Raw genomic sequence first — 24,164 nt, forward strand, 5'->3', positions numbered from 1 at the left:
CTCCTACAGTTACCCGTGAGCATATAGCTTAGAACTACACTATAAAACCTAAGTGTTACACATAGGTCAAGGGTTGTTCAATGAATACAAGTATTCTGAAATCGCCTGTATATCCTCTGCCGTCATTTTACCTGTGGTATTTTCAAGCACATGGCTCATACTGCCACCCAGAAAATCACCTTCTGGCGTCATCCCAATTTCCAACGCGAAAGCAATATCTTCTTCACTCCAATTGCCAAAAGCTAATTTATTAACATCTAGTAACGGTGGTACATTTTCCCCCTCTGGGCCTTGCTCGTTACCCACCATTCCAGTGCTGCTTTTTAGCCCTCCAATAAGATTTCTAGGGGTGTGACACTGAGTACAATGACCAGGCCCGTTAGCGAGGTAACTCCCTCTATTCCAATTAGCATCTTGATTAGGATCTGGCGCCCATGGTTCGGTAGTATTGATACTCTTCCATAAGCCTAACAGTCCACGTTGGTTAAAGGGGAAGCTTACCGCGTGAGACAATGAGGACTCAGAGACAGGGTCTTGTGCATCTAAATACGCTTTAAGATCAATTAAATCCTGCTTTGACATATTGATATATGATGTATATGGAAATGCTGGATAATAATGCTCCCCCTCAGGGCTAACACCCTCACGCATGGCTTTGATAAACTCATTATCAGTCCAGCCACCAATACCATATTGGAAATCTGGACTAATATTAGGGCCATAAAAGGTCCCGAATGGAGTGACCAACTCTACTCCACCTGCAAGGGACTGGTCCTTGGTATGGCAGGAGGCACAGCCACCTAGATCAAACACATATTCACCACGGGATATGGCCTTATCTTCCATCGTTGTTAGTACTGTTGAGGTAGACAATGCTGAAAAAGATAATGTCCACAATAGGGTGAGGTAATAGATGCTTTTCATAGTCTTCACTTTTTCTTTCGATAGTCTTTATGGCAGGCTTTGCAATTGCCAGCAAGTTTGACAAACTGTTTAGTCAGTGGGCGCAACTCTGACCCATTTTTAGCCATTTTAACCAGCTCTTTAGCTTCAGTTTTCGTGCGGTCGCTGATGCTCACAAAATCGTCCCACTGCTGCCAAATAGCAGGCAAGGATTCACTGCTCCCTTCATTAGATCCTTCGGGAAACAGACCGAGCAACGTGTCACTATGGCCAACAATGACCTCGCCATTTTGTATAAATAACACGGGATCAAACTCTTGCTTACCTTTCACCACCGACGCCATCGCTTTCATCGCATCAGCCATGTCTGACATGGCATCCATACGTTGTTTAACCACGCCAGTTGCACCACTATGGGCGCTTGCGTTTGGACTGCTCAGCAGGCCTACGAACATCATCATAACGATAATTTTATTTGCTGGATTACTCATCATCATTTTCTCTTAGTTTCACTTTTGGTTTAGCGCCTTTAGCCACTAACTAATCCAATAAATTTACATTTTATGAGTCACTGTCTTAATGCCATTTTGTTGCTGAACTTCACGAATAAACTTCATCAAAAACACCATATCACCAAATGCGATGTGCTTTTGTGGAGGCATATCGCCAAAATTCCAATGGTGCTGCCGCACGCCATTGCGTACAGCGTGAATAAAGGATTCGTTGGCATGATGGCCAGGATTATAGATGTCGTGTATTAATGGTGGACCACCAATGCCACCTGCAGCATCAACACCATGGCATGAGGCACAGTTAGTGTTAAACACAAGCTGGCCTTTACTGGCTAAAGAAGATAAGTCACCAACCTCAACATTTACATGGCTTTTCTTATGATCAGCATAGAGAGGACTAACAAGGAATATTCCTGATAATATGAAAATCACTGCGTTAAATTTTCTGTTCATTATTTCACCTAATAGTTGGCTATTAAAATTGATTTACATAGACTTGGGCTTGGCTATCGGCGATCAATAACACGCCACTGGGCATAGGTATCATCAGGCCAGTAGTCTTGAAATGCTGCGATCACCGATCTCTGTTCGTCCACAGTTAACAGGTTTTGAAAAGCAGGCATACTGCCACCGAGTGGTTTACCACCGGCATTAATGGTACTCAACAACACTTTAAGGGAGTGGTGCCAAGCATGAGCACTGCCATTAATTGGGGGGGCCGGGTAAAAGCCATTTTTATCTAGGTTTTGCCAGTTGGCAGCGCCTTCACCGTTAAAACCATGGCATGCTGCACAATTATCGCTAAAAAGAACCTTACCTTGTGCTAACTGTTCTGTGGTGTACCATCTTGTTGAAATATCACTAGCTGTATTATCTACATCGCCGCAGGCTGAAAGTAAGACAATAATGGCCATAAAGAATGTCCATCTGGCAGGAACAATAGTAGGTTTTAACATCGCTAAACCATCCAAATTAATACTGAAAATCAGTTTTGCTAAAGAATTAGAGGATAAGTGCGTGACCGCACTATACTCAACTCTAAGTCTGGGTTTTAGAGCGCCCACCTAATAGTGCGACGCCTATAGCAACGACAGAGAAAAAGTTAAGTGAATTGGGGAGGTTTGGTAGATAACGCTTGTATATGCACCTTACTACTAAATCGATATTTGTAATTAGGTGAAGGTAGGGCGGCAAGACTAATAGAAGAATAATCAGTGATTAAGCACGTCACATTTAAGTGACAGTGGAAATGGCTAAACAATCCTGTACCACTGTCCATATCAATACAGGTTTCTGCCATAGCCATATCACATGGCTGCATACTCATAACGTCATGGCCACCATCAGATCTTGGCGTATCTCCAATAGCAAAGCTTTTTCCTGTTGATAAAAGCAACAAACAAAATGCGAGTGATGTTATGAGAATTCGAGCCATATATAGAATCGGGCACAATCGACTTGAGAAGGCCTACAGTACAACAAAAACAGCCCAATACCACTAGATTTATTTGTAAATAGAAGTAAATGACCCCTGACAAAGTCATGATTATTTGCTCAAGCGTCATTGTTGCTCTAAGATCACAGCACCTTCTGAGTCAAAGAGCACCCAAGCATGAAGCAGCTTTTAATTACCGGCGCCAATCGTGGTATTGGTCTAGAATTCACCCAACAATATTTGGCTAATGGCTGGCATGTCTATGCCACCTACCGTCAGCAACCGGGCACAGCACTTGCCGCATTGGCTTGTGATCAGCTTACAATGCTGTCATTAGATGTGACCGAGGACGCGAGTATTTTGGCCCTGAGAGAACAGTTAAGTGGTATAGATTTAGATTTAATCATCAACAACGCAGGCCTATTTGGGCCAAGGGACCAAACTCTGGGTACGGTCTCTCGGCAACAGTGGTTAGACGTACTTAATGTAAACAGCGTAGCTCCTCTTATGCTGGCACAGGCACTATACAATAATCTCGCCACCAAACAGGGTACTTTTGCGGTTATCAGTTCAAGGATGGGCAGTATTGACGATAATGACGGGGGTTCTCTTTACCTCTACCGCTCGTCTAAAACGGCGGTGAATCAGGTGGTAAAAAGCTTGTCTATCGATCTTAAGGACCGAGGCATCAACGTTATTGCCCTGCACCCCGGCTGGGTTCGTACTGACATGGGTGGCCCTAATGGCTTAATCGATACTCAAACCAGTGCCCATGGCATGCGCCAAGTATTAGAACATATTGGCCCAGCCGACAGTGGCCGTTTTATTAACTATGATGGAACCTCTATTGCTTGGTAAGCAAATCGAGGCTGTTGTTTACCATCAACCAATACGGTTTCTGTAAACATAACCAACGGCCTTACCCATAGACCTTTATCACCATAAAGAGCGCGGTATAACACCAGCTCTTCTTCAGTTTCTGAATGGCGAACCGTATCAATCACCTGATACTCAGCACCTTTATAATGTCGGTATAGTCCAGCTTTTATCATCTGTATCACCTGCACTTGACTCTATTCGTTAACAAGCAGATACAATACCTTCATCTAGTTTCTTTGCAACGCTTTATTACGACGACCAAAGTAGTAATTAACGGCTGCGGCCGCACGGGCGCCTGATTTTAAGTACCGCTTGGCAGTAGCTATAATTTAAGTGTCAAGTTTATTAAATAAAAATCCCTAAACAAAAGGAGCAAGGTAAATGAACTCTGGAATTAAAGTACCCCAAATCACCTTTAAATACCGTGTGCGTGATGCCAGTATCGGTGGAGATAACCCATTCCGTTGGCAAGACGTTACTAGCGATGAGATTTTCAGTAATAAAAAAGTAGTAGTGTTTTCTCTACCAGGTGCGTTTACGCCCACCTGCAGTACTTTTCAGGTACCTGGATTTGAAGCGGCTTACACAGAGCTAAAACAGCTTGGTGTGGACGAAGTATATGTATTGTCTGTCAATGACACCTTTGTGATGCGTAAGTGGATGCTCGACCAAGACATCAAAAATATTAAGTTTATCCCCGATGGCAATGGTGACTTTACCCGTCAGATGGGCATGCTTGTAGATAAACACAACCTAGGTTTTGGCCAGCGTTCGTGGCGCTACGCCATGGTGGTTAATAACGGTGTGGTTGAACATTGGTTAGAAGAACCTGGACGTAAAGATAACAATGGGCCTGACCCGTTTTCTGTAAGTTCTGCTGAATCCGTGCTCGCCGCCTTGAAAGGCCAAGGATAAAAGATAGAAACCTTACTATGAACGCAGCAATATCATGGCACTTATAGCGCAATCGATGTATACTACTGCGCGTAATATCACTTGCATCAGCGTTATCTCGGCCACACTTCAAAATAAAGTGGCACGGTAAGGCACCAGCAGGTGCCGGGCATTGGCGTACCTTAATTAAGATTAAGTTGAGTCCGATGTATACCGAACAAAGGGCACGAGGCCCTTGTACGAGCCAACATCAAAATAAAATGGCTAAACCTCTCCACTTGTCGTTGAAAAACTTGGCAATAGCTTGCTATTGCATGCATTTTTTCCTTAACAAGGAAGGTTTAATCTCATTTTGGCTTTGCTGCTGCCCCATACAAAGGCCTCGCTAGTCACTCCTATTTTATCTCGGCTTTTTTGTTACACCTAGGAGAGTGACTTTGTTTACGAGCGGACTTTGTGGATATTTGTATCCATCGAGCCATCAGATCACTTATTTTAGGATAACACGATGACCACTTTTGCAGACTTGGCACTTTCTACGCCAGTGCTTAATGCGATTACCCGCATTGGCTACGAACAACCATCTCCCATTCAAGCCGCTGCTATTCCACACCTTTTGGAAGGCAGGGACATTTTAGGTACCGCACAAACAGGCACAGGCAAAACTGCTGCTTTTGCGCTACCTGCACTATCTAACATTGACTTAAAACTTGAAGCACCGCAGGTCCTAGTTCTTGCACCAACCCGTGAGCTTGCCATTCAGGTTGCTGAAGCTTTTCAAAACTACGCCAGCGATATGCGCGGATTCCATGTACTGCCTATCTACGGAGGCAGTAGCATGAGCGGTCAATTGCGCCAACTGCAACGTGGCGTACACGTAGTTGTTGGTACGCCTGGCCGAGTTATGGACCACCTGCGTCGCGGCACCTTAAAGCTAGACAAACTAAAGACCGTTGTTTTAGACGAAGCCGACGAAATGCTTCGCATGGGCTTTATCGACGATGTAACTTGGATTTTGGATCATACCCCTAAAGAACGCCAAGTGGCGCTATTCTCTGCCACAATGCCTGCTGTTATTCGTAAGGTTGCCAATACCTACCTTAACAATCCAGAAGAAATTAAGATTGAAGCCAAGACTGCTACTGTAGATAGCGTTACTCAGCGTTATTGGAAAGCCGTTGGTACCAGTAAGCTAGATGCAATGACGCGTATCTTAGAAGCGGAAGACTTTGATGGCGTGATCGTTTTTGTACGCACTAAAACTCTAACCGTGGAACTCGCTGAGAAACTAGAAGCACGCGGCCATCGCGCCTCTCCCATCAACGGTGATATGTCCCAACAGCTGCGAGAGCGAACTATTGAGCATCTAAAGAGCAGCAAAATTGACATCGTTGTCGCTACTGATGTTGCCGCCCGTGGCATTGACGTGTCGCGCGTTAGCCACGTAATTAACTACGACATCCCGTACGACACCGAAGCCTACGTGCACCGTATTGGCCGCACCGGCCGTGCTGGCCGAGCTGGCAACGCAATCTTGTTCGTAGCACCTCGTGAACGCAACATGTTGCGCTCTATCGAAAAAGCCACACGCCAAGCTATCACTCCAATGGACTTGCCTAGCCGTAAGCAAGTCAAAGAGCGTCGCATAGACCAGTTTAAGGCCAGCATCGACAAAGCGCTTGAACAGCCTGATTTGAGCATCTACAGCGACCTAGTAGAGGCCTTTGTTAAAGAGCGTGAAGTTGCACCAGAACAAGTCGCTGCTGCCCTAGCCTTTATGGCCCAGCAAGACCGTCCTCTAACAATGCCAGAAAATAACAAAACTGAACGTCGTGATTCACGTGATACGACACCTGGCTTTAATGATGAAGAGCGCCCACGTCGCAAAGAGCGCAAGCAAGAAGAATTTAGTGGCGAATCTATTGCCATGGAACGCTTCCGCCTAGAGGTAGGCCACAATCATCAAGTTAAACCAGGTGATATTGTTGGCGCTATCGCTAACGAAGCAGATCTAAGCAGCGCCTACATTGGGCGTATCAGTTTGTTTGATGACCACTCTACAGTAGACCTTCCTGCAGGAATGCCTGCAGAAATGCTACAGCTACTTAAGAAAGTGCGTGTACGTAGCCAGCCTTTAAATATTCAATCACAAGGTGCTGCTGACGATTTCACCCCTGGCGCCAAGACGCCTCGGCCTAAGCGCAGCAACGATCGCCCAAACCAGCGCAGAGATCCCCGCAGCGAAAATGGCCCAAACCGCCGCCCAGCACGCCGTTCATAAAATTGCCTAGCTAACATAAAGGGCGCATCGAAGAGGCGCCCTTTATTATTGCTTACAGTAGTTTTTCATAGCAACAAAATAAATACTGGCCTGATAAATTTGTCATTTTTTGTGGTTCTAGTTCGTTAAAGCCTAACTTCTCTCACACCCTTCCCAACCCTGGATATTGTTATTGGCGGTTGAGAGGGCAGCCAAACTTCTATCCTTAAAATAGTTGGTTATCCTCAGATCTAGTAAGTCTTTCAGTAAGTTCATCTGTTATTATTTAAAATCAGTAGATTAACAGTGTTTGGGACTGGATCATCATTGGTCTAAGTATGGTTCAATCAACTCAACATCCATTGAGTAAGCCGATTGCACCTCCACACCATTGGCAATGCCCGATTCATTGAGCTCACTTTGTACACGACTTACATTAAGTGTACCGGTAATCCAGACAGGTAAGTATATGCTCTCTAGCTTAGACCCTGTTTCTAGTTTGCCATAAATGATCTGATTAGCTGGTGGCGGTGGCGTATGAGTACATGCACCGAAATAGGGTACTAGGAGGAATTCCTTAAGTAGTGTGCTATTAAACTCAAGCGGTAACACAAAACCAGGTATTTTGACCTGCTGACCATCAAAAGCATCGACCACAGGAGCTGCATCGAACATGGCTTGTACCGTTTGCTCAAGGATCATTAACTCACTGTCTGAGAGAGCGTAGTATTGTTCATCGGTCATATCTTCGAAAACTTGATTGGGGTTCCAATCTTGAGGAATCAAACTTTCCCAATCAATTTCATTGGCATCAGCGGCAAAGGCACCACTCCAGCTAAAACATGAAAGCAGTATGACGAGCAGCAAGGGTTTATAGGCAACATTGATACTTTTCATCTTCTTTTTCTGTGTTATGAGCGGATGGACATGCCGTCTGCTAATGAGTTTCTATAAGCACGATAAGCAGGCACTAGGCCAACGATAAAACTGGCTGCAAGTAACATGCAAACCATACCAAGTTCTCTAATATTAGGTGCAGTGATGGGAATAAACAAACCGTAGTTTTTTTCTATAATGGGTTGGGCTAACCAGATGCCTGAATATAGCAATATCAGCCCTAATAAAATACCAGAAATAGTCAATAATACTGTTTCTGTTATGAGTAGGCCCATAATATGCCAGTGACTAGCTCCTACCGATCGTAGAATAGCCACTTCGCGCCTACGCTCATTAAGCCCTGCTAGCGAGACAGCAAGCATGCCCGTAAGTGAAGCCAGCACCACAAATAACGAGATAATCAGTAACGCTTTTTCTGCTACTGACATTAAACTCCAGAGCTCATGCAGTGCAATTCCAGGGAAAATAGCGAGTAATGGCTCAGATGAATATTCGTTAATATAACGCTGCATTTTAAATGAGACGACTTTACTGTCCAAACCGACAAGAAAAGCGGTAATCGATTCGGGTTGCAGATTGGCTTCTGTTAGGGCTTTGCTCGCCTTGCGCTTTTTCACAGCTCCTTGCCAGTTAACATGCATCGCTTCTATACCAGCCAAGCTTACATGAATAGTTCTATCGACAGGAGTTCCCGTATGCTCCAAAACACCACTAATGACAAATGGCTTATCCTTATGCTGCGCAAAACTTGTGCTGCCAGTACCGTGAGAAATAATCACCTGGTCACCGATAGCATAGTTCAGTGCATTGGCCACTTCAGATCCGATGACCGCATCAAATACCGCCTCGAACTGAGTGCCAGAAGAAAACTTAAGCCTTCTCTTTTCACCATATTGGTAGACTGAAAAATAATCCCTGCTGGTGCCCATCACACGAAAGCCTCGATGTGAATCACCTAGGGATATGGGGATGGTCCATTTGACACCTTTTTGTTGCGCTATGTCCTGATAACTTTCCCAGGTGATGTTATTGGTGGCGCTACCAATCCGGAACACAGAGTAGAGTAATAGCTGAATAGACCCACTACGAGCTCCAACAATTAAATCTGTACCCGAAATTGTGTTTGCAAAGCTACTTTTTGCGTTGACCCGAACCTTCTCAACACCTAGCAAAAGAACAACACTCACTGCGATCGAAACAATCGTCAAAATGGCAGTGGAGCGCCGATTTTTCAGACTCTTGCTGGCTAATGATCTGAGGTTCATAGATCTGTCTCTTGTTGCGGATTGATGGCTGATATGTCTACGACTCGATTAAATAGATGTTGATGTGTGGGATCGTGGCTAACATAGAGTAGGGTTGAGCCACTGAGCTTTATTTCATCAAATAGAAGATCCATAAATGCTTCACGCGCGTCATAGTCAAGAGATGAAGTAGGCTCGTCTGCTATAATTAATTGAGGTTGGCCAATCAACGCCCGAGCAGCTGCCACACGCTGTTGTTGCCCCACACTGAGTTCACTGGTAGTAAGGTGGAAGCTACAACGACCCTTAGAATACAAACGGCTCAACAAGTAGACAGCCTCTTCTACAACACTGCCCGAGCGCTCAATCGCATTGGCACGTCTTAGTTTTGAGAAACGGCACGGTAAAGTGACATTTTCGAGTATTGATAAATAAGGAATCAAATTAAATTGCTGGAAGATAAACCCAATGTGGTCTGCTCTAAGCCTGTCGCGCTGTAATTCTTTAAGCTGGCAAAAATCCTGCCCTACAATTTCAACCTGCCCTCGCTGGGGTGTGACAATACCACCGATAATATTAAGAAGTGTGGACTTTCCAGAGCCAGAAGCCCCCCGAATAAAAACATGCTCGTGTTCTTCCACGCAGAGGTTGCCAGACTTAATAGTCAGATTTGCTTTGGCATGCCAAGCAAAATCCACTTCTTTTAGCCCTATTATGGTTGACTTAGAGACAGCCTCTATCATTATTTGGCTAATCGAATGAGAGTATTACTGGCGTCTAACTCTTGTTTGATTTGTCCACCAGAATAAATAACCTGAACATCAAGGTCACTAATGTCTGGGAAAAACTCAAACAAATTAACATCGATAGCGGTTAAATAATCAACATGTTTACATGTTAATTGATACTCAGCAATGAATTCTGCATGTTCACTTGCAGGAGCTTCTTCATGACCTTCTTCATGACCTTCTTCATGACCTTCTTCATGACCTTCTTCATGACCTTCTTCATGACCTTCTTCATGACCTTCTTCTCCATGCTTGGTCACCCAGTTCGCGGATGATTCAACTGTTTGGCAGGATGCGTCTCCTACTAATTGAAAAACAGCATCAAAATTGGACAGATTATTTTTGGCCAATTGAATTAATAACAGCTGCTGATCATCATCAGTGGCATATTCAAAGCCAACAATATTCACTGCTGGTGATTCAAATCTCATCTCAATAGTGTTGGTGTCTATTGCAATGTCGAGACTAGCACTACCGTGTTCATGTGCGTCTAGTTCGCTAGCTATAGCATGGTAAAATGGTAATGTGAGCATTAGGCTGGCAACTGTTACAGGTATTGATTTGAATGATTTCATAAGTACTCTTTAAGATATGTTATAACATAACATTTATTTTAGCACACATATAAAAGAGTAAGCAAATCAAAACATCTTTTTATTTTTTACAGTAGTTTTTCATAGCAACGAAATAAATACTGGCCGGCTAGGTTGCTCATTCTTTGCGGTTCTAGCTCCTTGAATCCTAGCTTCTCTAATACCCTTGAAGATGCAGGATTATCGATATGGTGCGCCGCTACCAAACGCTTCATAGCGTATTCCTTTTCAGCTAATTCGAGTATTACTCGGCCTGCTGACTCACAGAAACCCCTATTCCAATAGGGCACACCTACCCAATAACCTAAATTGCCACTACTATTTAGACCCCTAGACATCTGGTCAATGCTTATGGCTCCGACACATTGCATTGTGTCCGAACAAACTATAGCTCTAATAATTGCAGTACCAGATCGATGTTGTGCTGCATGGGATGCTATCCAATCTTGGGCGCAACCTTGAGGGTATGGATAAGGAATGTTGCCCGCCATTTTTGCTACCCTGGCATCACTCACCAAGGTTTGTACCTGCGCACTATCTGCTGCTACAAATGGCCTTATGGTAAGCTTAGGAATTTGCTTCATGAGTCGTATCGCATTATTTTAAAGAATAGTAAGTGTTATTTTTACTTTACCCAAATGGGCAAAGCAACATAAAATCATCCTCCAAATAATTATTTTAGTTGAAACGCTTATGGCCACTATTCGTGTTGATTTAGACACCATTCAAACCACCACAGCAAAAGCGCTAGAGGCTCACGGTGCAAAACCATGGGTCGCCAATTCTGTGGCACATGCCGTGCGTGTAGCTGAGGCTTATGATAACAAGATTTGTGGGCTCTTTTACCTACAGAGCTATTGCAATCAACTAGAGGTAGGCCGAGTTAAAGGTGACGTTGAGCCAGAAGTGCATCAACCTAAGCCTGCCAGCGTTGTGGTAGATGCAAAGTTAGGTTTTGCTCAGGCGGCTTTTTCCCGCGGCCTAGGCACTGCGCTTTTAGCAGCCAAAACTAATGGTGTGGCCACGTTGGCGATTTGTCACTCCCACACCTGCACCTCCATGGGTTACTTCACAGAACAGATTGCTCGTGCAGGTTACATTGCTATTGGCATGACCAATGCGAAATCCTGTGTATCCCCTCCAGGCGGAACTAAGGCCGTACTGGGCACTAACCCGATCGCCATGTCCGTTCCAGACGGCAAAGGTGGCCTAGCCATGCAGTTCGATCAATCCACCAGCGCTATTGCTCTTGGCAAAATCAACATGGCTGCAACTGCTGGCGAACAAATCCCATTTGGCTGGGGGGTAGATAGCGAAGGCCAAGCCACACAGGACCCTAATGCTGTACTGCATGGGGGGTCACTTGTGTCTGCAGGCGGTTATAAAGGGTATGGGTTTGGCCTTATGGCAGAAATCCTTGCTGCAGCCTTTACTGGTGGCAGCACCAGCACTCAGCTAGACCCACTCAAGGCTACTGAAGGTAAACCTCACGACTTAGGGCAGTGCTATATCATTATTGATCCCACTAACGTCGCTGGCGACCTATTTTGGGACAAACTTAGCACCATCTCAGAAGCCGTAACCAGTCAACCTGGTGCACGGCTTCCTGGGTCCAAAAAAGTACTGCCTAATGCTGTAGAGTTGGATACAGAGGTGTGGAATAGTGCGGTACGTCTCGCCGGGGCCTGATGCTAGCCAATTAACTATTTTTCAACAGCACTATTTCGGGTTACAATTTGGTGATGTATTTAACTTTGTGACCTAAACTGAGAATCCTCCATGTCCTCTATTAGAATGCTGGTAGTCGAAGATGACGCCATCAACCGCGAAATCATCTATGAATTTCTCACCTTTGGCGAAGTGAATATTGACCTTGCTGCTGATGGTTTGGAAGCCATCAGTTGTGTGGAAAATAATCAATATGACATTATTATTATGGATTTAATGATGCCTAAATTAGATGGACTTTCCGCCTCTCGAGCCATTCGTGCTTTAGGCGTGAACAATAGCGCAGATGTGCCAATTATTGCTGCCACCGCAAGGGACCCCATTACCGAATTAGCCCACTGGCAAGCCGCTGGCATCACAGATTATGTGCACAAGCCATTTTCTGAAGATGAATTGTGGGCAGTCATCAACACCTACGTTTAAGCTAGAATACAGTGGGGGCTATTTGCGTCAGCAAAGCTCCAGTTGATGGATGAATAAAACTTAACTTCCAGGCATGTAACTGCAAGCGTCCTGCTTGTTCTAGGGCTTCAGAGTGGGCATAAAACTCACAGCCACTTATAGGATGCCCTAGTTCCGCCATATGTACGCGCAGTTGGTGAGAGCGTCCCGTTACTGGTTTCAACAACACCTTAGTTTGTAATGTTGCAGGCTTCCTCTTAAGCACCTCAAAATGTGTTACCGAAGGTTTACCTAAGTCATGGTCTACTATTTGTTTAGGCCGGTTAGGCCAGTCACAGCGTAAAGGCAAATTAATTTCGCCTTCATCATCTTGTAACACACCATACACCCATGCCAGATACTCTTTTTGGGTTTGCCGTTCCTGAAACTGGCGACTTAAGGCCGATAGGTTCGCCTTACCACGGGCCAACACCATCACCCCAGAGGTATCCATATCTAATCGATGAACGATACGTACATCGGGGTATTGTTGCTGCATCCGAGTAATTAAGCAGTCTTTATTAAGTGGATTTTTACCCGGTACAGACAATAGGCCGCTGGGTTTATCAGCCACTACAATATCGTCGTCTGCATAAAGGATAGTGACCTTTTGTTCACAAAAGGGCACAATGAAATCAGTCATTATTGGGTGTGACTCTATGCCCAGAAGCTTCTAAGGTGACCGCTTTTGACCTGATGTAGTGTAGGCCAAGACCTATTCCAACAAACAATACATAGCTCCAAAACCACCACCGACTGTGTCCATTCAGCTGCACTAAGCTAGAGATTAAGCCCCCAGAAAAACCTAAAGTTAAATACAATATCCACTGTTTCCATGTGGGTGCAGCACTTCTTGGCAAAATATAAAAAGTGCCACAAGCAGGGCAACCATAAGCTCTCTCAGGGTCCTTATAATCCTCACACAGCTGATTACGTGAAGTGATTTTAAAATCACAATGTGGGCATTTATTGGCCATTATCTGCCCTCGCAGTAATACTAAAGCCTTGCCGTTGCGGCAAACCATCAGTTATTTCATAATAATCAGCCTTTGCATCGACATAAATATGTTCCACCAATTGCAATCCACTCGGTTGATCCAAGGTACCGGCAAAGATCGAAATGCTAGGTAATTCAGCCTTGTCCCAAAATAGATTGCCGCCACATTCCTGGCAGAATCCACGTCGAATTCCAGCCGACGAAGAAAACCACTTGAGCCCGTGTTCTTCTAGCAATGCAAAGTCTTCGCGCTTAGCAGATGTTGCCGCCACATGGTGACCACTAGACTTTCGGCATTGTCCACAGTGGCAAGCTACCACGGGGCGTAAGGGGCCCAGTACTTGATATTTAACTGCGCCACATGGGCAGCTTCCTGTGGAATTATTTATCATTGTTATACACCTCTGGAAACCAATTTAGCGGCATTTTGTCACCGTCACTTTGTACTAGTCCGTCGAACGGTGGCGAAGTTGGGCCACCTCGATTTATGTAACGCACATCATCACCCATAAAGCGGGTGGAAAAAGCACGCCGGCGACTAGTTAATGAGTTGCCCGGTGCCCCGTGTACCGTTTTAAAGTTAAACAACACACAATCTCCTAACTCTAACTCTGGTACCATAATATTTTGTCTTGCATCAATCACTGGCATATCCATGTAATCCACATCGCTGTTGTACCAAGGCTCATTGGTAGACCAACGCGTAGGACGCACTAGTTTTGGCCAAAGGTGAGAGCCCAATACCACCTGCAGTGTGTTGGTTTTAGTCACCGGATCAAGAGGAACCCAGTAACTAGCCGTTTGTTCACCCGAAACACAATAATACGGCATGTCTTGATGCCAAGGTGTGGCTTTTGCGGTGCCAGGCTCCTTGATTAAAATATGCTCATGGAACACTTGAATCCGCTTTGATCGGGTGGCTTCAGCCGCTATTTCTGCTGCGGGGGAGTCAACAATCCAACGCTTAAACTCTTCAATACGCTGCCAATTACAGTAATCTTCAAAAAAACGCCCTGCATCGCCCTTAGCAACATTTTCGCGCCCGTGCTCACTTGGTTCAGCCAACACTTTATCAAAACCTGTTCTTAGGCAATCAATCCAATCCTTAAACACACCTTTAATAACAATAGCGCCGTTACGCTCGTAATCGTTGATTTGTGATTCACTCAAATACATTAAAAAATCTCTTATTAGTTAGTTAGATCGCAGCTTACAAGAGCTTCAATTAACGCCTTGAGTTGGGGTTGAAGTTGCTTACATTTGTTGTTATCTACTTCATAACCAACGGTATCTTGCATATAAGTAGCTTGTGACAATTCCAACTGAAAGGCATGTACATGATCACTGGGCTGACCATGGCGGCGGGTGATATAACCACCCTTAAAACGTCCATTACTCACCTGGGTGTAGGAGGTTTCAGACATAGATTGCTCCGCCGCTTGTAATAGCTTTGGAGAACACGCTGCACCGCCATTGGTGCCCATATTAAAATCCGGTAAGGTGCCTTCAAAAAACATAGGCACTTGTGCTGGAATTGAATGCGCATCGAATAGAATGGCGTAACCAAACTTTTGTTTAATCCGCACTAATTCTGCAGCCAGCTGTTGATGATACGGCCTCCAGATGTGTTCTATACAGGCTTGTTGATGCATTTTATCTGCCACTGTTCCTGGTTTGAACATAGACTTTTCGTTGAACAAAATGTGAGGGAATAAGCCAGTCGTTTTGCCCGCATAGAGTGGTTTATTATCTTCTGGTCGATTGAGGTCAATGACATAACGAGAATAATTGGCCTTAACCACACTCACCCCCATGGCCTCTAAAAAATCATACAGTTGTGGAATGTGCCAATCGGTATCGGGTAAGGCCAAGGCTTCTGGCATTAAGGTGTCGGCCACTTCAGACGTGAGCAGCAATCCAGAGTGGGGCATGCTAACCAATAATGGAGAGTCTCCTTTAATAAAGTCATAAGACACGGAAAAAGTCATAGTGTTAAACCTGTGATGTGTATCGCCAAGCTGGTCCAAAAGGTTAACCCTACCAAGCTAGCTAAGGTTTGCAAGGTAATAATGTCTGCCATGAGTTTTGCGTTGCCGCCCATCTGCTGGATAAAGGGGTAAGCCGACACTGCCGTTGGCAAAGCACCAAAAATCACCAGGCCTACGGTCACTAAAGGGGCGAGATTAAACCACAATGCACCACCTAATAAGAGCGCCGGAAACACCAAGAGTTTCGTGCTAAGGGAAGCAATCAAAGGCAGCCAATTACCCTTTAAGGCACGAATCTTTAGACTAGCACCAATACTAAGCAGCAACAATGGTAGGGCGGCACGGCTCATAAGGGCCATGGACTGATCTAATATAGCAGGTATAGAAATGGCTAAAATATTAAGTAAAAGACCAATAGCAACTGAAATGAGCATTGGATTACGCAACAGCTCTTTGAGAATTAAAGCAGTCAACGATTGGTGTTGTTTTTTACTCACTAACAAACTGACAGAAAGTACCGACAAAACATTAGTGGGAGGCACCAGCACCGCAATCATTAAGGCGCCCAACTCTTGACCAGGCAGGCCAAACATATCAAACAACACTGCAAGACCAATAAACCCATTGTGACGCACACCACCTTGAACAATAGATGAGGTGGATGGCCCATCTTGACCGAGCAATCGAGCCACCACCACACAATAAATCAAAATTAATATGAGCGCCCCAATAAATATGGTGCACAAGGGCAAGAGCAATGCTGCATCAATAGTGGCGTTAGCTAAGGTGTGTACAATCAATACTGGGAATAACACCCAGTAAGATAGCTTTGAAATACCTTGCCAAAAACTGGCTTCTGTAAGGAGCTTTTTAGAGAGGCCATAGCCTAATAACATCACCAGCAGAATGGAACTGATAATAGGAAGAATCGTGTTCATTAAATAAGCCAGTACAGCGAGTGTATAACCCCATCATACCAGCAAGCACATGACTAACTAACAGTTTTTGCCGCATTAAGGTACAGCTTACAGTTTTTACAACTAAACCTAAGTAGTTACCAATATCTACACTCGACATGGTTAAACAAAATTGATTAACCTAACTGTTTTAGACGTTCATCATGTTGGTTCAATAACTCACCTACTCCCCAGTTATTGTCTTTTTGCACACGCATAATACCAATGAGATTTTTATCACGAATACGCTCTAGCTCGCGAATAGAATGATGCCCAGATTGCGCATCTGACTGCTCTGCAATGGTAGCAATGAGTTCGTCTGTAAGCTCCGGCACATCCATAAGTTTAGTCCACGGCCACTCTAAACAAGGTCCAAATTGAGCAATAAAATGCGCCATGCCTGCTTCACCACCAGCAATACGATAAGTTTCAAACAAACCCATTTGCGCCCAACGCAACCCAAAGCCATAACGGATGGCATCGTCTATTTCTGTGGTAGTGGCAATGCCATCTTTGATCATCCACAACCCTTCGCGCCATACAGCCTCTAAAAAGCGATCGGCAATATGGGCGTCAATTTCTTTACGTACATGCAACGGCTTCATGCCTACGCTGGTTAACAGCGCTTTAGCCTGCTCAATAATGTCTGCACCATTAGCTGGGCTAGGCACCAGTTCTACTAAAGGTAACAAGTACACCGGATTAAACGGGTGGGCCACCATGATTTGTTGTGGCCTTAGGGCATTCTCTTGTAATTGCGAAGGCTTAAAGCCTGAAGTAGATGAGCCGATAATAGCCGATTCAGTGCAGATAGCCTGCACTTGAGCAAACACCGCATGTTTGATCTCTAAACGTTCTGGCACGCTCTCTTGAATCCAATCGGCATTAGCCACAGCTTCTTCCAAACTGCCACAAAAGGTAAGTTTACCTTCCCGGGGCATCGCTACGTCGGCTAACTGAGGCAAAGCAGCACGGGCATTGTCTAGCACGGCATCCAATTTACGTTGGGCATCGGCTGCAGGATCATAAACATTGACGTCCCAACCGTGTAACAAAAACCTTGCTACCCAGCCACCACCTATGACACCACCACCTATACAAGCAGCTGTTTTATAGTCCTTATGTACCATATCGATCATGCTAAAGGAGCCCGTTTTTCTACTTTGATCAACTCACGCACCTGGGCTGGAGTCATCAATTTAGAACCCATATTAGTGGCAATGGTTACTGCCCGTTCAACTAACTGCGCGTTAGTCGCCAACACACCTTTTTCTAACCAAATATTATCTTCTAAACCAACACGAATATTACCCCCAGCCAACACCGCAGCTGCCACGTAATTCATCTGATTACGACCAATAGAAAAGGCCGACATAATCCATTCTTTAGGGACGTTATTAACCATGGCCATGAAGGTATTGAGATCGTCTGGCGCACCCCAAGGAACACCCATGCACAGTTGCACCATGACTGGCTCAGCCATTAAACCTTCCTCAACCAGTTTTTTAGCCAACCATAAGTGGCCCGTATCAAAAGCTTCAATTTCAATACGTGCACCCATCGCTGTCATCTTTTCTGCCATAGCCCGCAACATGCCAGGGGTGTTAGTCATGACGTAATCGGCTTCAGCAAAGTTCATGGTGCCACAGTCTAAGGTGCATATTTCTGGTTGACACTGGCGTACATGTTCTACACGCTCACTGGCCCCTGCCATATCTGTACTGGCTTCTTGCAAAGGCAATGGGTTCTCAGCATCACCAAACACCATGTCCCCGCCCATACCCGCGGTGAGGTTAAGCACTACGTCCACTTCAGAGGCGCGAATGCGTTCAGTCAGCTCTTTGTACAAATCCAAGCGGCGGCTTGGCGCACCTGTTTCGGGATCACGTACATGGCAATGTACCACTGCAGCACCGGCCTTAGCTGCATCAATGGCACTATTGGCGATTTGCTCTGGGCTGCGGGGCACATGGTGAGAGCGGTCTTGGGAACCGCCACTCCCTGTTACTGCACAGGTAATAAAAACATTTTGACTAGCTTGTAATGGCACGGTTAAGCTCCTCTATTAATTAACATCAATTGCATGGCGCAATGATGGCATTGCCCATACAGATTTAATTGATATTTTAGGAGCAATTATTATTTAATACCGAACAATCTATTGTCTTGTTGTTTTTTGCTAGTACAGATTTTGGGCTAGGGCGGGCTTACTTATGGGTGTAAAAAAATCAATCTGACCTTCGTTAATGGCTCCACCAAGGCCTTTAAGATTTTGAAGTCCCTATTTGAGCTGCACGAGAGTTCGAGCTAATGTTTTGAGGAGACTAAAGCAGCTTTTCCCTTGACCTGAGCCAAAAACATGTCAGAATACTGTATATATATACAGTATTTGTGATTTTACCATGGTTCTCTTACAACTCGAAAAAGAGCGCTTGGTCTGGCGAGCTCGGCAAGTGGCAGGGCCAGATCATCGCCGTCAAAGCAGCTTTTACCCTACCTTAGATGCACATCTACAAGGAGGCTGGCCCCACAGTGGGTTAGTGGAATTAGCCTGTGGCCCTGCAGGTATTGGTGAATTACGTTTGCTGTTACCTTTATTGGCCCAAGCTCAATCACGCTTACAAGTGTGGATCAATCCACCGGCAGAGTTAAATGGCCAAGCTTTAGCACAACATGGTATTGATCTAAGCCAAACTTTATTAATACGCTGCCAAAATCCCCAACAAGCCCTTTGGAGTGCCGAACAGAGCCTTAATAGTGGTTGTTGTAGCCACCTTATTTTGTGGGCACTTAGGTTAACGGCTCCCCAAGCTAAACGTTTACAAGTGTCTGCCAAAGACAACCAAGCCCTCATGTTTTGGTTACACTCTCAGGCCGAACCTAGCACCAGCGCTTTACCGGTTAGTGCACGTTTATCACTCGCCCCTGTAGCCACAGGGTTGCGCCTACAAATCTATAAATACCAAGGCCTGTGGCCACAACACCCATGCCAAGTAGATATGCATGAGCTTTGGCCATCTTTAGCAACACCTGGCCATTCATCCCCTCATCATGTCCCTGTACTGATGAACAACATTGTGGCACTGCCATCTAAACTGTGGTGATGTATGCAGTGGCTTTATTTATACTTTCCTAGCCTTCAACTAGATAGCCTTTTACATCAACAAGCTTATAACCAAGCCTGCGTTTTAGTTCATAAAAACGAGGTAGTGCAAACCAACCCAGAAGCACGCCAACTAGGCATAAAAATAGGCACAGGGTTAGCCCAAGCTGCACTTTTATGCGCTCAACTTAAAGTCATTGCCTACGAATCCAAACAAGAGCAGCGACTTCTAGCTCAACTTGCCCAGCGCTTGTATCAAACCAGCGCCACCTTATACCTTGATCCACCCCAAGGTTTGTTGTTACAAACCAGCGATATGCTAAGGTTATATAAGGGCCTTGCCCCTTACTGGCAACAGCTGCAGCAACCTCTTATGGAGCGCGGCTTACATTATCATTACGCCAGCGCTCACAGCCCCTTAGCTGCGCAGGTGCTGGCCCGCGCAGGCAACGATCGTTTATTAACAAACCAAGACGAAGCCACAAGATTGCTCAGCCAATTACCCATCCATCGCGCAGGTCTAGACCATAAACTATCCCTACAATTAGAGCGTCTTGGTCTTAATACCCTGGGTCAAGCTCAAGCATTACCTCGATCAGCACTAGGCCAACGGTTAGGCCAAACCCTAGTCACTTTTTTACAACAACTAGAGACCAGCAGCGCACCTAGCTGGCCTGCATACCAGCCCCCTGAACGCTTTCGTCAACGTTTAGAATTACTTTATGAAATTGAACACAGTACAGCGTTACGTTTTCCATTAAAACGTTTGTTAAGTGACCTAGAGGCATTTTTGGCTCCCCGACAACTACGGGTTGCAGGACTTAGTTTGGGCCTAGAGTACCAAGAACATGCCTCTGAACGATTACACATAGGCTGTAGCGATGGCGAGTACCGTGCAGAATCTTGGTTAGCTTTATCCATGCTGAGGCTGGAGCAGTTAAAACTACAGGCACCCATTATTGCCGTTAGCCTTAAAACCAAAGGGCAAATGCCATGGGCACCCTTGTCAGCACAGTTATTTGAGCCCCCAGGAGGAAAACTCACTGCAGGACAACTCATTAGTCGCTTACAAAGTAAGCTTGGAGACCATGCCGTACAACAAGTGTATTTGCAGGATGATCATCGCCCCGAACGAAGTTTCTACCAAGGGCTGCCCCAAAGTCATTACCAATCACAGCAAGCCACAAGAGCCCTACGCCCAAGTTTATTATTCACCCTACCCCAAGCCTTAAACCATAAGCCTGATCACCGTTGGTGTATCTTGTCTGGCCCTGAACGCATTCAAAGTGGTTGGTGGGATAACGTGAGTATTTGCCGTGACTACTTTATTGCTCGCAACCCCATAGGACAGGTGTGCTGGTTATTTCGCACGCCTAGGGAAGAGTGGTTTTTACATGGGTATTTCTCATGAGTACCGAGCCTGTCATCGATTATGCTGAGCTACATTGTTTAAGTAATTTTAGCTTTTTACGGGCTGCTTCCCACCCACAAGAATTACTCCAACAAGCAGATGCTTTAGGCTATAAAGCCCTTGCCCTCACGGACGAATGTTCAGTAGCAGGAGTAGTGCGAGCTTATCAGCATAAAAAGGATAATGATTTAAATATTAAACTCATTATTGGTAGTGAGTTTTTACTTAAACCCCATCAATCTGAGGCCCAAGAAAGCTTAGTAGTGTTGGCAAAAAATCGCCAAGGGTATGCTCAGTTATGCCAGCTCATTAGCCTTGCAAGGCGGCGTTGTGAAAAAGGTAAATACCAAGTTTATGGAGATGACTTCAATAACTTAAGTGAGTGCTTACTTATCTGGAACCCCGACCTCAACAGTACTAATGAGTTAGGAGAAAAATTAAGTAGCCAACATAAAGAACGCCTATGGATAGGCTGCCACCGACGTTTAAGCGCCTTAGATCAGAGCCTACACGCCCATTGTCAAACCATAGCTAAGGCTTACGATTTGCCCATAGTCGCCCTTGGTCAAGTAGTTATGCACAGCCCCGATCGACAAATGTTACACGACACACTCACCGCCATTCGTGTTGGTATGCCTGTACATGCCTGTGGCTATGCCTTACAAGCCAACCGCGAACATAGCCTGCGGCCGTTAGATAAAATTACCAAACTGTATCCGCTCCAATGGATACAAGCCAGTGTAACCATTGCCCAACAATGTAATTTTTGTTTATCAGAACTCAGTTATGAATACCCTGCCGAGCTGGTACCTAGTGGTTATGATGCCAACAGCTATTTGCACCATCTTGTAGAGCAAGGTAAAGGCATCCGTTTTCCCGCTGGGGTACCCCATGACATTGCCCTGATCATAGATAAAGAGCTTAGCCTTATTGCCTCAGAAGGTTATGCACACTTCTTTTTAACGGTGTACGACCTAGTTCAATTCGCTAAAAGCCAGCAAATCTTATATCAAGGCCGTGGCTCTTCCGCCAATTCTGTAGTGTGTTATTGCTTAGAAATCACTGCTGTAGACCCTCGCCAAATACAGGTGCTATTCGAGCGTTTTATTTCTAAAGAACGGGCCGAGCCGCCAGACATTGATGTGGATTTTGAGCATCAAAGGCGTGAAGAGATCATTCAGTATATCTATCAAAAATATGGCCGCCACCGTGCAGCTTTAGCCGCCACTGTAATTACCTATCGTTTTAAAAGCGCTGTACGTGAGGTAGGCAAAGCCCTGGGTATTAACCTGCCCCAACTTGAACTGTTTATCAAGAATGTAGACCACCGAGATCGCAGCACAGGGTGGGATAAGCAATTACAAAGCCTAGGTTTAGACAGCCAAAGCCATGTGGGCCAATGCTTCTTACAGCTGGTGCAAACCCTGCAAGGGTTCCCCCGCCATCTATCACAACATGTTGGGGGTTTTATCATTAGTGCAGGGCCCTTAAGTGAACTGGTGCCTATAGAGAATGCTGCCATGGTTGATCGCACAGTGATTCAGTGGGACAAGAACGATTTAGAAAGCCTCGCTTTACTCAAGGTAGACGTTTTGGCCTTAGGCATGCTCAGCGCTATACGGCGTGCATTACACATGGTGCAACACCACCACGGACGTAAACTTAGCTTGGCCGATATCACCCGCATGGATGATGATGCCAAGGTGTATGCCATGCTCCAACAGGGCGATAGTGTAGGGGTATTTCAAGTAGAATCCCGTGCCCAAATGAGCATGTTGCCACGCCTACAACCAGCTTGTTTTTATGATCTTGTAATTCAAATTGCCATTGTTCGCCCAGGACCGATTCAAGGGGACATGGTGCATCCATTTTTGCGCCGCCGAGCCGGTAAAGAAACCGTGGATTATCCATCAAAGGAAGTGCAAGAGGTGTTAGAACGCACCTTGGGTGTGCCTATTTTTCAAGAACAAGTCATTAAGCTGGCCATGGTGGCAGCTGGCTTTAGTGGTGGAGAAGCCGATAGTTTGCGCCGCGCTATGGCCAACTGGAAGCGTCATGGCGAAATGGATAAATTTCACCATAAGCTGGTAGACGGTATGTTGGCAAGGGGTTATGAGGCAGAGTTTGCAGAGCGTTTGTACCGACAAATATTAGGTTTTGGTGAATATGGTTTCCCCGAATCACATTCTGCCAGTTTTGCCGTTTTGACTTACGCCTCAGCTTGGCTTAAATACCACTATCCTGCAGCCTTTTATTGCGCCATTCTCAACAGCCAGCCCATGGGTTTTTATAGTGCATCTCAGTTAGTGCAAGACGCCCGCCGCCACGGTGTAGAGGTGTTGCCCGTGTGTATTAATCACAGTGTTTGGGACCACAGCTTAGAAGCCACTGAGACTGCAGAATTAGCATTACGTTTAGGCTTAAGACAAGTGAAGGGGGTGCGCCAAGATCATATACAACGGTTATTAAAACACAGGCCCAAACAAGGATTTAAAGACCTTCCCCAAGTGCAGTCATTACACCTTGCTAAAGGCCAACTGGAGTCCCTCGCCAGTGCTAATGCGCTCACCTGTTTTAGTGGCCACCGTTACCAAGCCCGCTGGCAATTGCTGGATAATCATCAAGATCTACCATTACTACGGGAGGTTCGAGAAACCAACCCAGATCAATTACCTGGACCTGCCGCCTTAGATGCATTAACAGAAGACTATGCCAGCCTACACCTAAGTTTAGAACAACATCCCATTGCCTTATTACGCCATGCAGGTCTGCTACAGGGTTGCCTAAGCACCAGCCAGATGACCGATAAACCTCACCAAAGCCTCGTCACTGCAGCGGGATTAGTTACTGGCCGACAAAGACCCGGCACAGCCTCTGGTGTGACTTTTATTACCCTAGAGGATGAAACTGGCAATACCAATCTAGTGGTCTGGCAAGGCACCGCACGCGCCCAAAGACAGGCTTATTTGAATGCCAAAATATTGAAAGTAAAAGGCATTTTAGAGCGCGATCCAGACAGCCAAGTAACCCACATAATTGCAGGTAAACTCATCGATTGCAGTCACTTACTAGAACAACTAAAAGTCAGCTCTCGGGATTTTCATTAATCTTAGCAAGTGCATATCACAGGCTCTA

26 protein-coding genes are annotated in these 24,164 nt (G+C 45.4%); 8 read left to right on the forward strand and 18 right to left on the reverse strand.

Annotated features, from left to right (window positions below):
- Nucleotides 1-66 precede the first annotated feature (66 nt).
- The 5 genes from ABXT70_RS13125 to ABXT70_RS13145 form a co-directional block, all read right to left on the reverse strand.
- Nucleotides 67-924, reverse strand: a complete 858-nt coding sequence (locus tag ABXT70_RS13125; RefSeq protein ID WP_443640909.1) for a c-type cytochrome — start codon at nt 922-924, stop codon at nt 67-69.
- Nucleotides 925-929: 5 nt separating this feature from the next.
- Nucleotides 930-1,400, reverse strand: coding sequence for a c-type cytochrome (locus ABXT70_RS13130; protein ID WP_443640910.1), 471 nt, complete (start codon nt 1,398-1,400; stop codon nt 930-932).
- 57 nt (nt 1,401-1,457) lie between these two features.
- Nucleotides 1,458-1,868 (reverse strand): c-type cytochrome, encoded by a 411-nt coding sequence (locus tag ABXT70_RS13135; RefSeq protein WP_443640911.1) that lies wholly within the window; start codon nt 1,866-1,868, stop codon nt 1,458-1,460.
- Nucleotides 1,869-1,921: 53 nt separating this feature from the next.
- Complete coding sequence (locus tag ABXT70_RS13140) at nt 1,922-2,329, reverse strand: c-type cytochrome (RefSeq protein ID WP_443640912.1); 408 nt, start codon at nt 2,327-2,329, stop codon at nt 1,922-1,924.
- 188 nt (nt 2,330-2,517) lie between these two features.
- Entirely contained in the window at nt 2,518-2,850 is a 333-nt protein-coding gene (locus ABXT70_RS13145; RefSeq protein WP_443640913.1) for a hypothetical protein, read from the reverse strand.
- 177 nt (nt 2,851-3,027) lie between these two features.
- Here ABXT70_RS13145 and ABXT70_RS13150 point away from each other — a divergent pair, with 177 nt between their 5' ends.
- Complete coding sequence (locus ABXT70_RS13150) at nt 3,028-3,708, forward strand: SDR family oxidoreductase (protein WP_443640914.1); 681 nt, start codon at nt 3,028-3,030, stop codon at nt 3,706-3,708.
- Here ABXT70_RS13150 and ABXT70_RS13155 read toward each other — a convergent pair.
- Nucleotides 3,681-3,902 carry a DUF1653 domain-containing protein gene (locus ABXT70_RS13155; protein ID WP_443640915.1) on the reverse strand — a complete coding sequence of 74 codons (222 nt, stop codon included), beginning with the start codon at nt 3,900-3,902 and terminating at the stop codon, nt 3,681-3,683. The genes ABXT70_RS13150 and ABXT70_RS13155 overlap by 28 nt on opposite strands.
- A 208-nt stretch (nt 3,903-4,110) precedes the next feature.
- Here ABXT70_RS13155 and ABXT70_RS13160 point away from each other — a divergent pair, with 208 nt between their 5' ends.
- On the forward strand, nt 4,111-4,644 hold the full coding sequence (locus ABXT70_RS13160) for a peroxiredoxin (protein ID WP_443640916.1): 534 nt from the start codon (nt 4,111-4,113) through the stop codon (nt 4,642-4,644).
- 487 nt (nt 4,645-5,131) lie between these two features.
- On the forward strand, nt 5,132-6,904 hold the full coding sequence (locus ABXT70_RS13165; RefSeq protein ID WP_443640917.1) for a DEAD/DEAH box helicase: 1,773 nt from the start codon (nt 5,132-5,134) through the stop codon (nt 6,902-6,904).
- Between the two features lie 303 nt (nt 6,905-7,207).
- On the opposite strand, the gene ABXT70_RS13170 is transcribed toward ABXT70_RS13165, so the two are convergent.
- From ABXT70_RS13170 to ABXT70_RS13190, 5 genes are all read right to left on the reverse strand, one after another.
- Nucleotides 7,208-7,780: a DUF3299 domain-containing protein gene (locus ABXT70_RS13170; protein ID WP_443640918.1), complete on the reverse strand. Its 573-nt coding sequence runs from the start codon at nt 7,778-7,780 to the stop codon at nt 7,208-7,210.
- 14 nt (nt 7,781-7,794) lie between these two features.
- Complete coding sequence (locus ABXT70_RS13175; RefSeq protein WP_443640919.1) at nt 7,795-9,045, reverse strand: ABC transporter permease; 1,251 nt, start codon at nt 9,043-9,045, stop codon at nt 7,795-7,797.
- Nucleotides 9,042-9,722, reverse strand: coding sequence for an ABC transporter ATP-binding protein (locus ABXT70_RS13180; RefSeq protein WP_443640920.1), 681 nt, complete (start codon nt 9,720-9,722; stop codon nt 9,042-9,044). Before ABXT70_RS13180 ends, ABXT70_RS13175 begins: the two co-directional genes overlap by 4 nt.
- Before the next feature lie 44 nt (nt 9,723-9,766).
- Nucleotides 9,767-10,387 carry a ZrgA family zinc uptake protein gene (locus ABXT70_RS13185; protein ID WP_443640921.1) on the reverse strand — a complete coding sequence of 207 codons (621 nt, stop codon included), beginning with the start codon at nt 10,385-10,387 and terminating at the stop codon, nt 9,767-9,769.
- An 86-nt stretch (nt 10,388-10,473) separates the two neighbouring features.
- Complete coding sequence (locus ABXT70_RS13190) at nt 10,474-10,989, reverse strand: GNAT family N-acetyltransferase (protein ID WP_443640922.1); 516 nt, start codon at nt 10,987-10,989, stop codon at nt 10,474-10,476.
- A 109-nt stretch (nt 10,990-11,098) separates the two neighbouring features.
- Between ABXT70_RS13190 and ABXT70_RS13195 the strand changes: the two genes are divergently transcribed.
- Together ABXT70_RS13195 and ABXT70_RS13200 are read left to right on the forward strand one after the other, a co-directional pair.
- Nucleotides 11,099-12,094, forward strand: a complete 996-nt coding sequence (locus ABXT70_RS13195) for an Ldh family oxidoreductase (RefSeq protein ID WP_443640923.1) — start codon at nt 11,099-11,101, stop codon at nt 12,092-12,094.
- 90 nt (nt 12,095-12,184) lie between these two features.
- Nucleotides 12,185-12,556 (forward strand): response regulator, encoded by a 372-nt coding sequence (locus tag ABXT70_RS13200; protein ID WP_443640924.1) that lies wholly within the window; start codon nt 12,185-12,187, stop codon nt 12,554-12,556.
- Nucleotide 12,557: 1 nt separating this feature from the next.
- On the opposite strand, the gene ABXT70_RS13205 is transcribed toward ABXT70_RS13200, so the two are convergent.
- The 7 genes from ABXT70_RS13205 to ABXT70_RS13235 all read right to left on the reverse strand — a co-directional run bounded on the left by ABXT70_RS13205 (nt 12,558) and on the right by ABXT70_RS13235 (nt 18,565).
- On the reverse strand, nt 12,558-13,217 hold the full coding sequence (locus tag ABXT70_RS13205) for an RluA family pseudouridine synthase (RefSeq protein WP_443640925.1): 660 nt from the start codon (nt 13,215-13,217) through the stop codon (nt 12,558-12,560).
- A gap of 323 nt (nt 13,218-13,540) precedes the next feature.
- Nucleotides 13,541-13,963 carry a GFA family protein gene (locus ABXT70_RS13210; RefSeq protein WP_443640926.1) on the reverse strand — a complete coding sequence of 141 codons (423 nt, stop codon included), beginning with the start codon at nt 13,961-13,963 and terminating at the stop codon, nt 13,541-13,543.
- Entirely contained in the window at nt 13,953-14,747 is a 795-nt protein-coding gene (locus tag ABXT70_RS13215) for a phytanoyl-CoA dioxygenase family protein (protein WP_443640927.1), read from the reverse strand. Before ABXT70_RS13215 ends, ABXT70_RS13210 begins: the two co-directional genes overlap by 11 nt.
- A gap of 14 nt (nt 14,748-14,761) precedes the next feature.
- Nucleotides 14,762-15,559 (reverse strand): N-formylglutamate deformylase, encoded by a 798-nt coding sequence (gene hutG / locus ABXT70_RS13220; RefSeq protein ID WP_443640928.1) that lies wholly within the window; start codon nt 15,557-15,559, stop codon nt 14,762-14,764.
- Nucleotides 15,556-16,497: an AEC family transporter gene (locus ABXT70_RS13225; RefSeq protein WP_443640929.1), complete on the reverse strand. Its 942-nt coding sequence runs from the start codon at nt 16,495-16,497 to the stop codon at nt 15,556-15,558. Before ABXT70_RS13225 ends, hutG begins: the two co-directional genes overlap by 4 nt.
- Nucleotides 16,498-16,652: 155 nt before the next feature.
- Nucleotides 16,653-17,654 (reverse strand): 3-hydroxyacyl-CoA dehydrogenase NAD-binding domain-containing protein, encoded by a 1,002-nt coding sequence (locus ABXT70_RS13230; RefSeq protein ID WP_443640930.1) that lies wholly within the window; start codon nt 17,652-17,654, stop codon nt 16,653-16,655.
- On the reverse strand, nt 17,651-18,565 hold the full coding sequence (locus ABXT70_RS13235; RefSeq protein ID WP_443640931.1) for a 3-keto-5-aminohexanoate cleavage protein: 915 nt from the start codon (nt 18,563-18,565) through the stop codon (nt 17,651-17,653). The genes ABXT70_RS13230 and ABXT70_RS13235 overlap by 4 nt, the downstream gene beginning before the upstream one ends.
- A gap of 352 nt (nt 18,566-18,917) precedes the next feature.
- Here ABXT70_RS13235 and imuA point away from each other — a divergent pair, with 352 nt between their 5' ends.
- From imuA to ABXT70_RS13250, 3 genes are read left to right on the forward strand one after another with little or no spacing between them, the layout of a single operon-like run.
- A complete protein-coding gene (imuA, locus tag ABXT70_RS13240; protein WP_443640932.1) occupies nt 18,918-19,619 on the forward strand; it encodes a translesion DNA synthesis-associated protein ImuA in 702 nt (233 codons plus the stop codon).
- 3 nt (nt 19,620-19,622) lie between these two features.
- Complete coding sequence (locus ABXT70_RS13245) at nt 19,623-21,029, forward strand: Y-family DNA polymerase (RefSeq protein WP_443640933.1); 1,407 nt, start codon at nt 19,623-19,625, stop codon at nt 21,027-21,029.
- Nucleotides 21,026-24,136, forward strand: a complete 3,111-nt coding sequence (locus ABXT70_RS13250; protein WP_443640934.1) for an error-prone DNA polymerase — start codon at nt 21,026-21,028, stop codon at nt 24,134-24,136. The genes ABXT70_RS13245 and ABXT70_RS13250 overlap by 4 nt, the downstream gene beginning before the upstream one ends.
- The last annotated feature ends 28 nt before the right edge of the window (nt 24,137-24,164 follow it).

It is taken from the genome of Candidatus Njordibacter sp. Uisw_039 (assembly GCF_047730075.1).
Classification (GTDB): Bacteria; Pseudomonadota; Gammaproteobacteria; order Pseudomonadales; family Balneatricaceae; genus Njordibacter.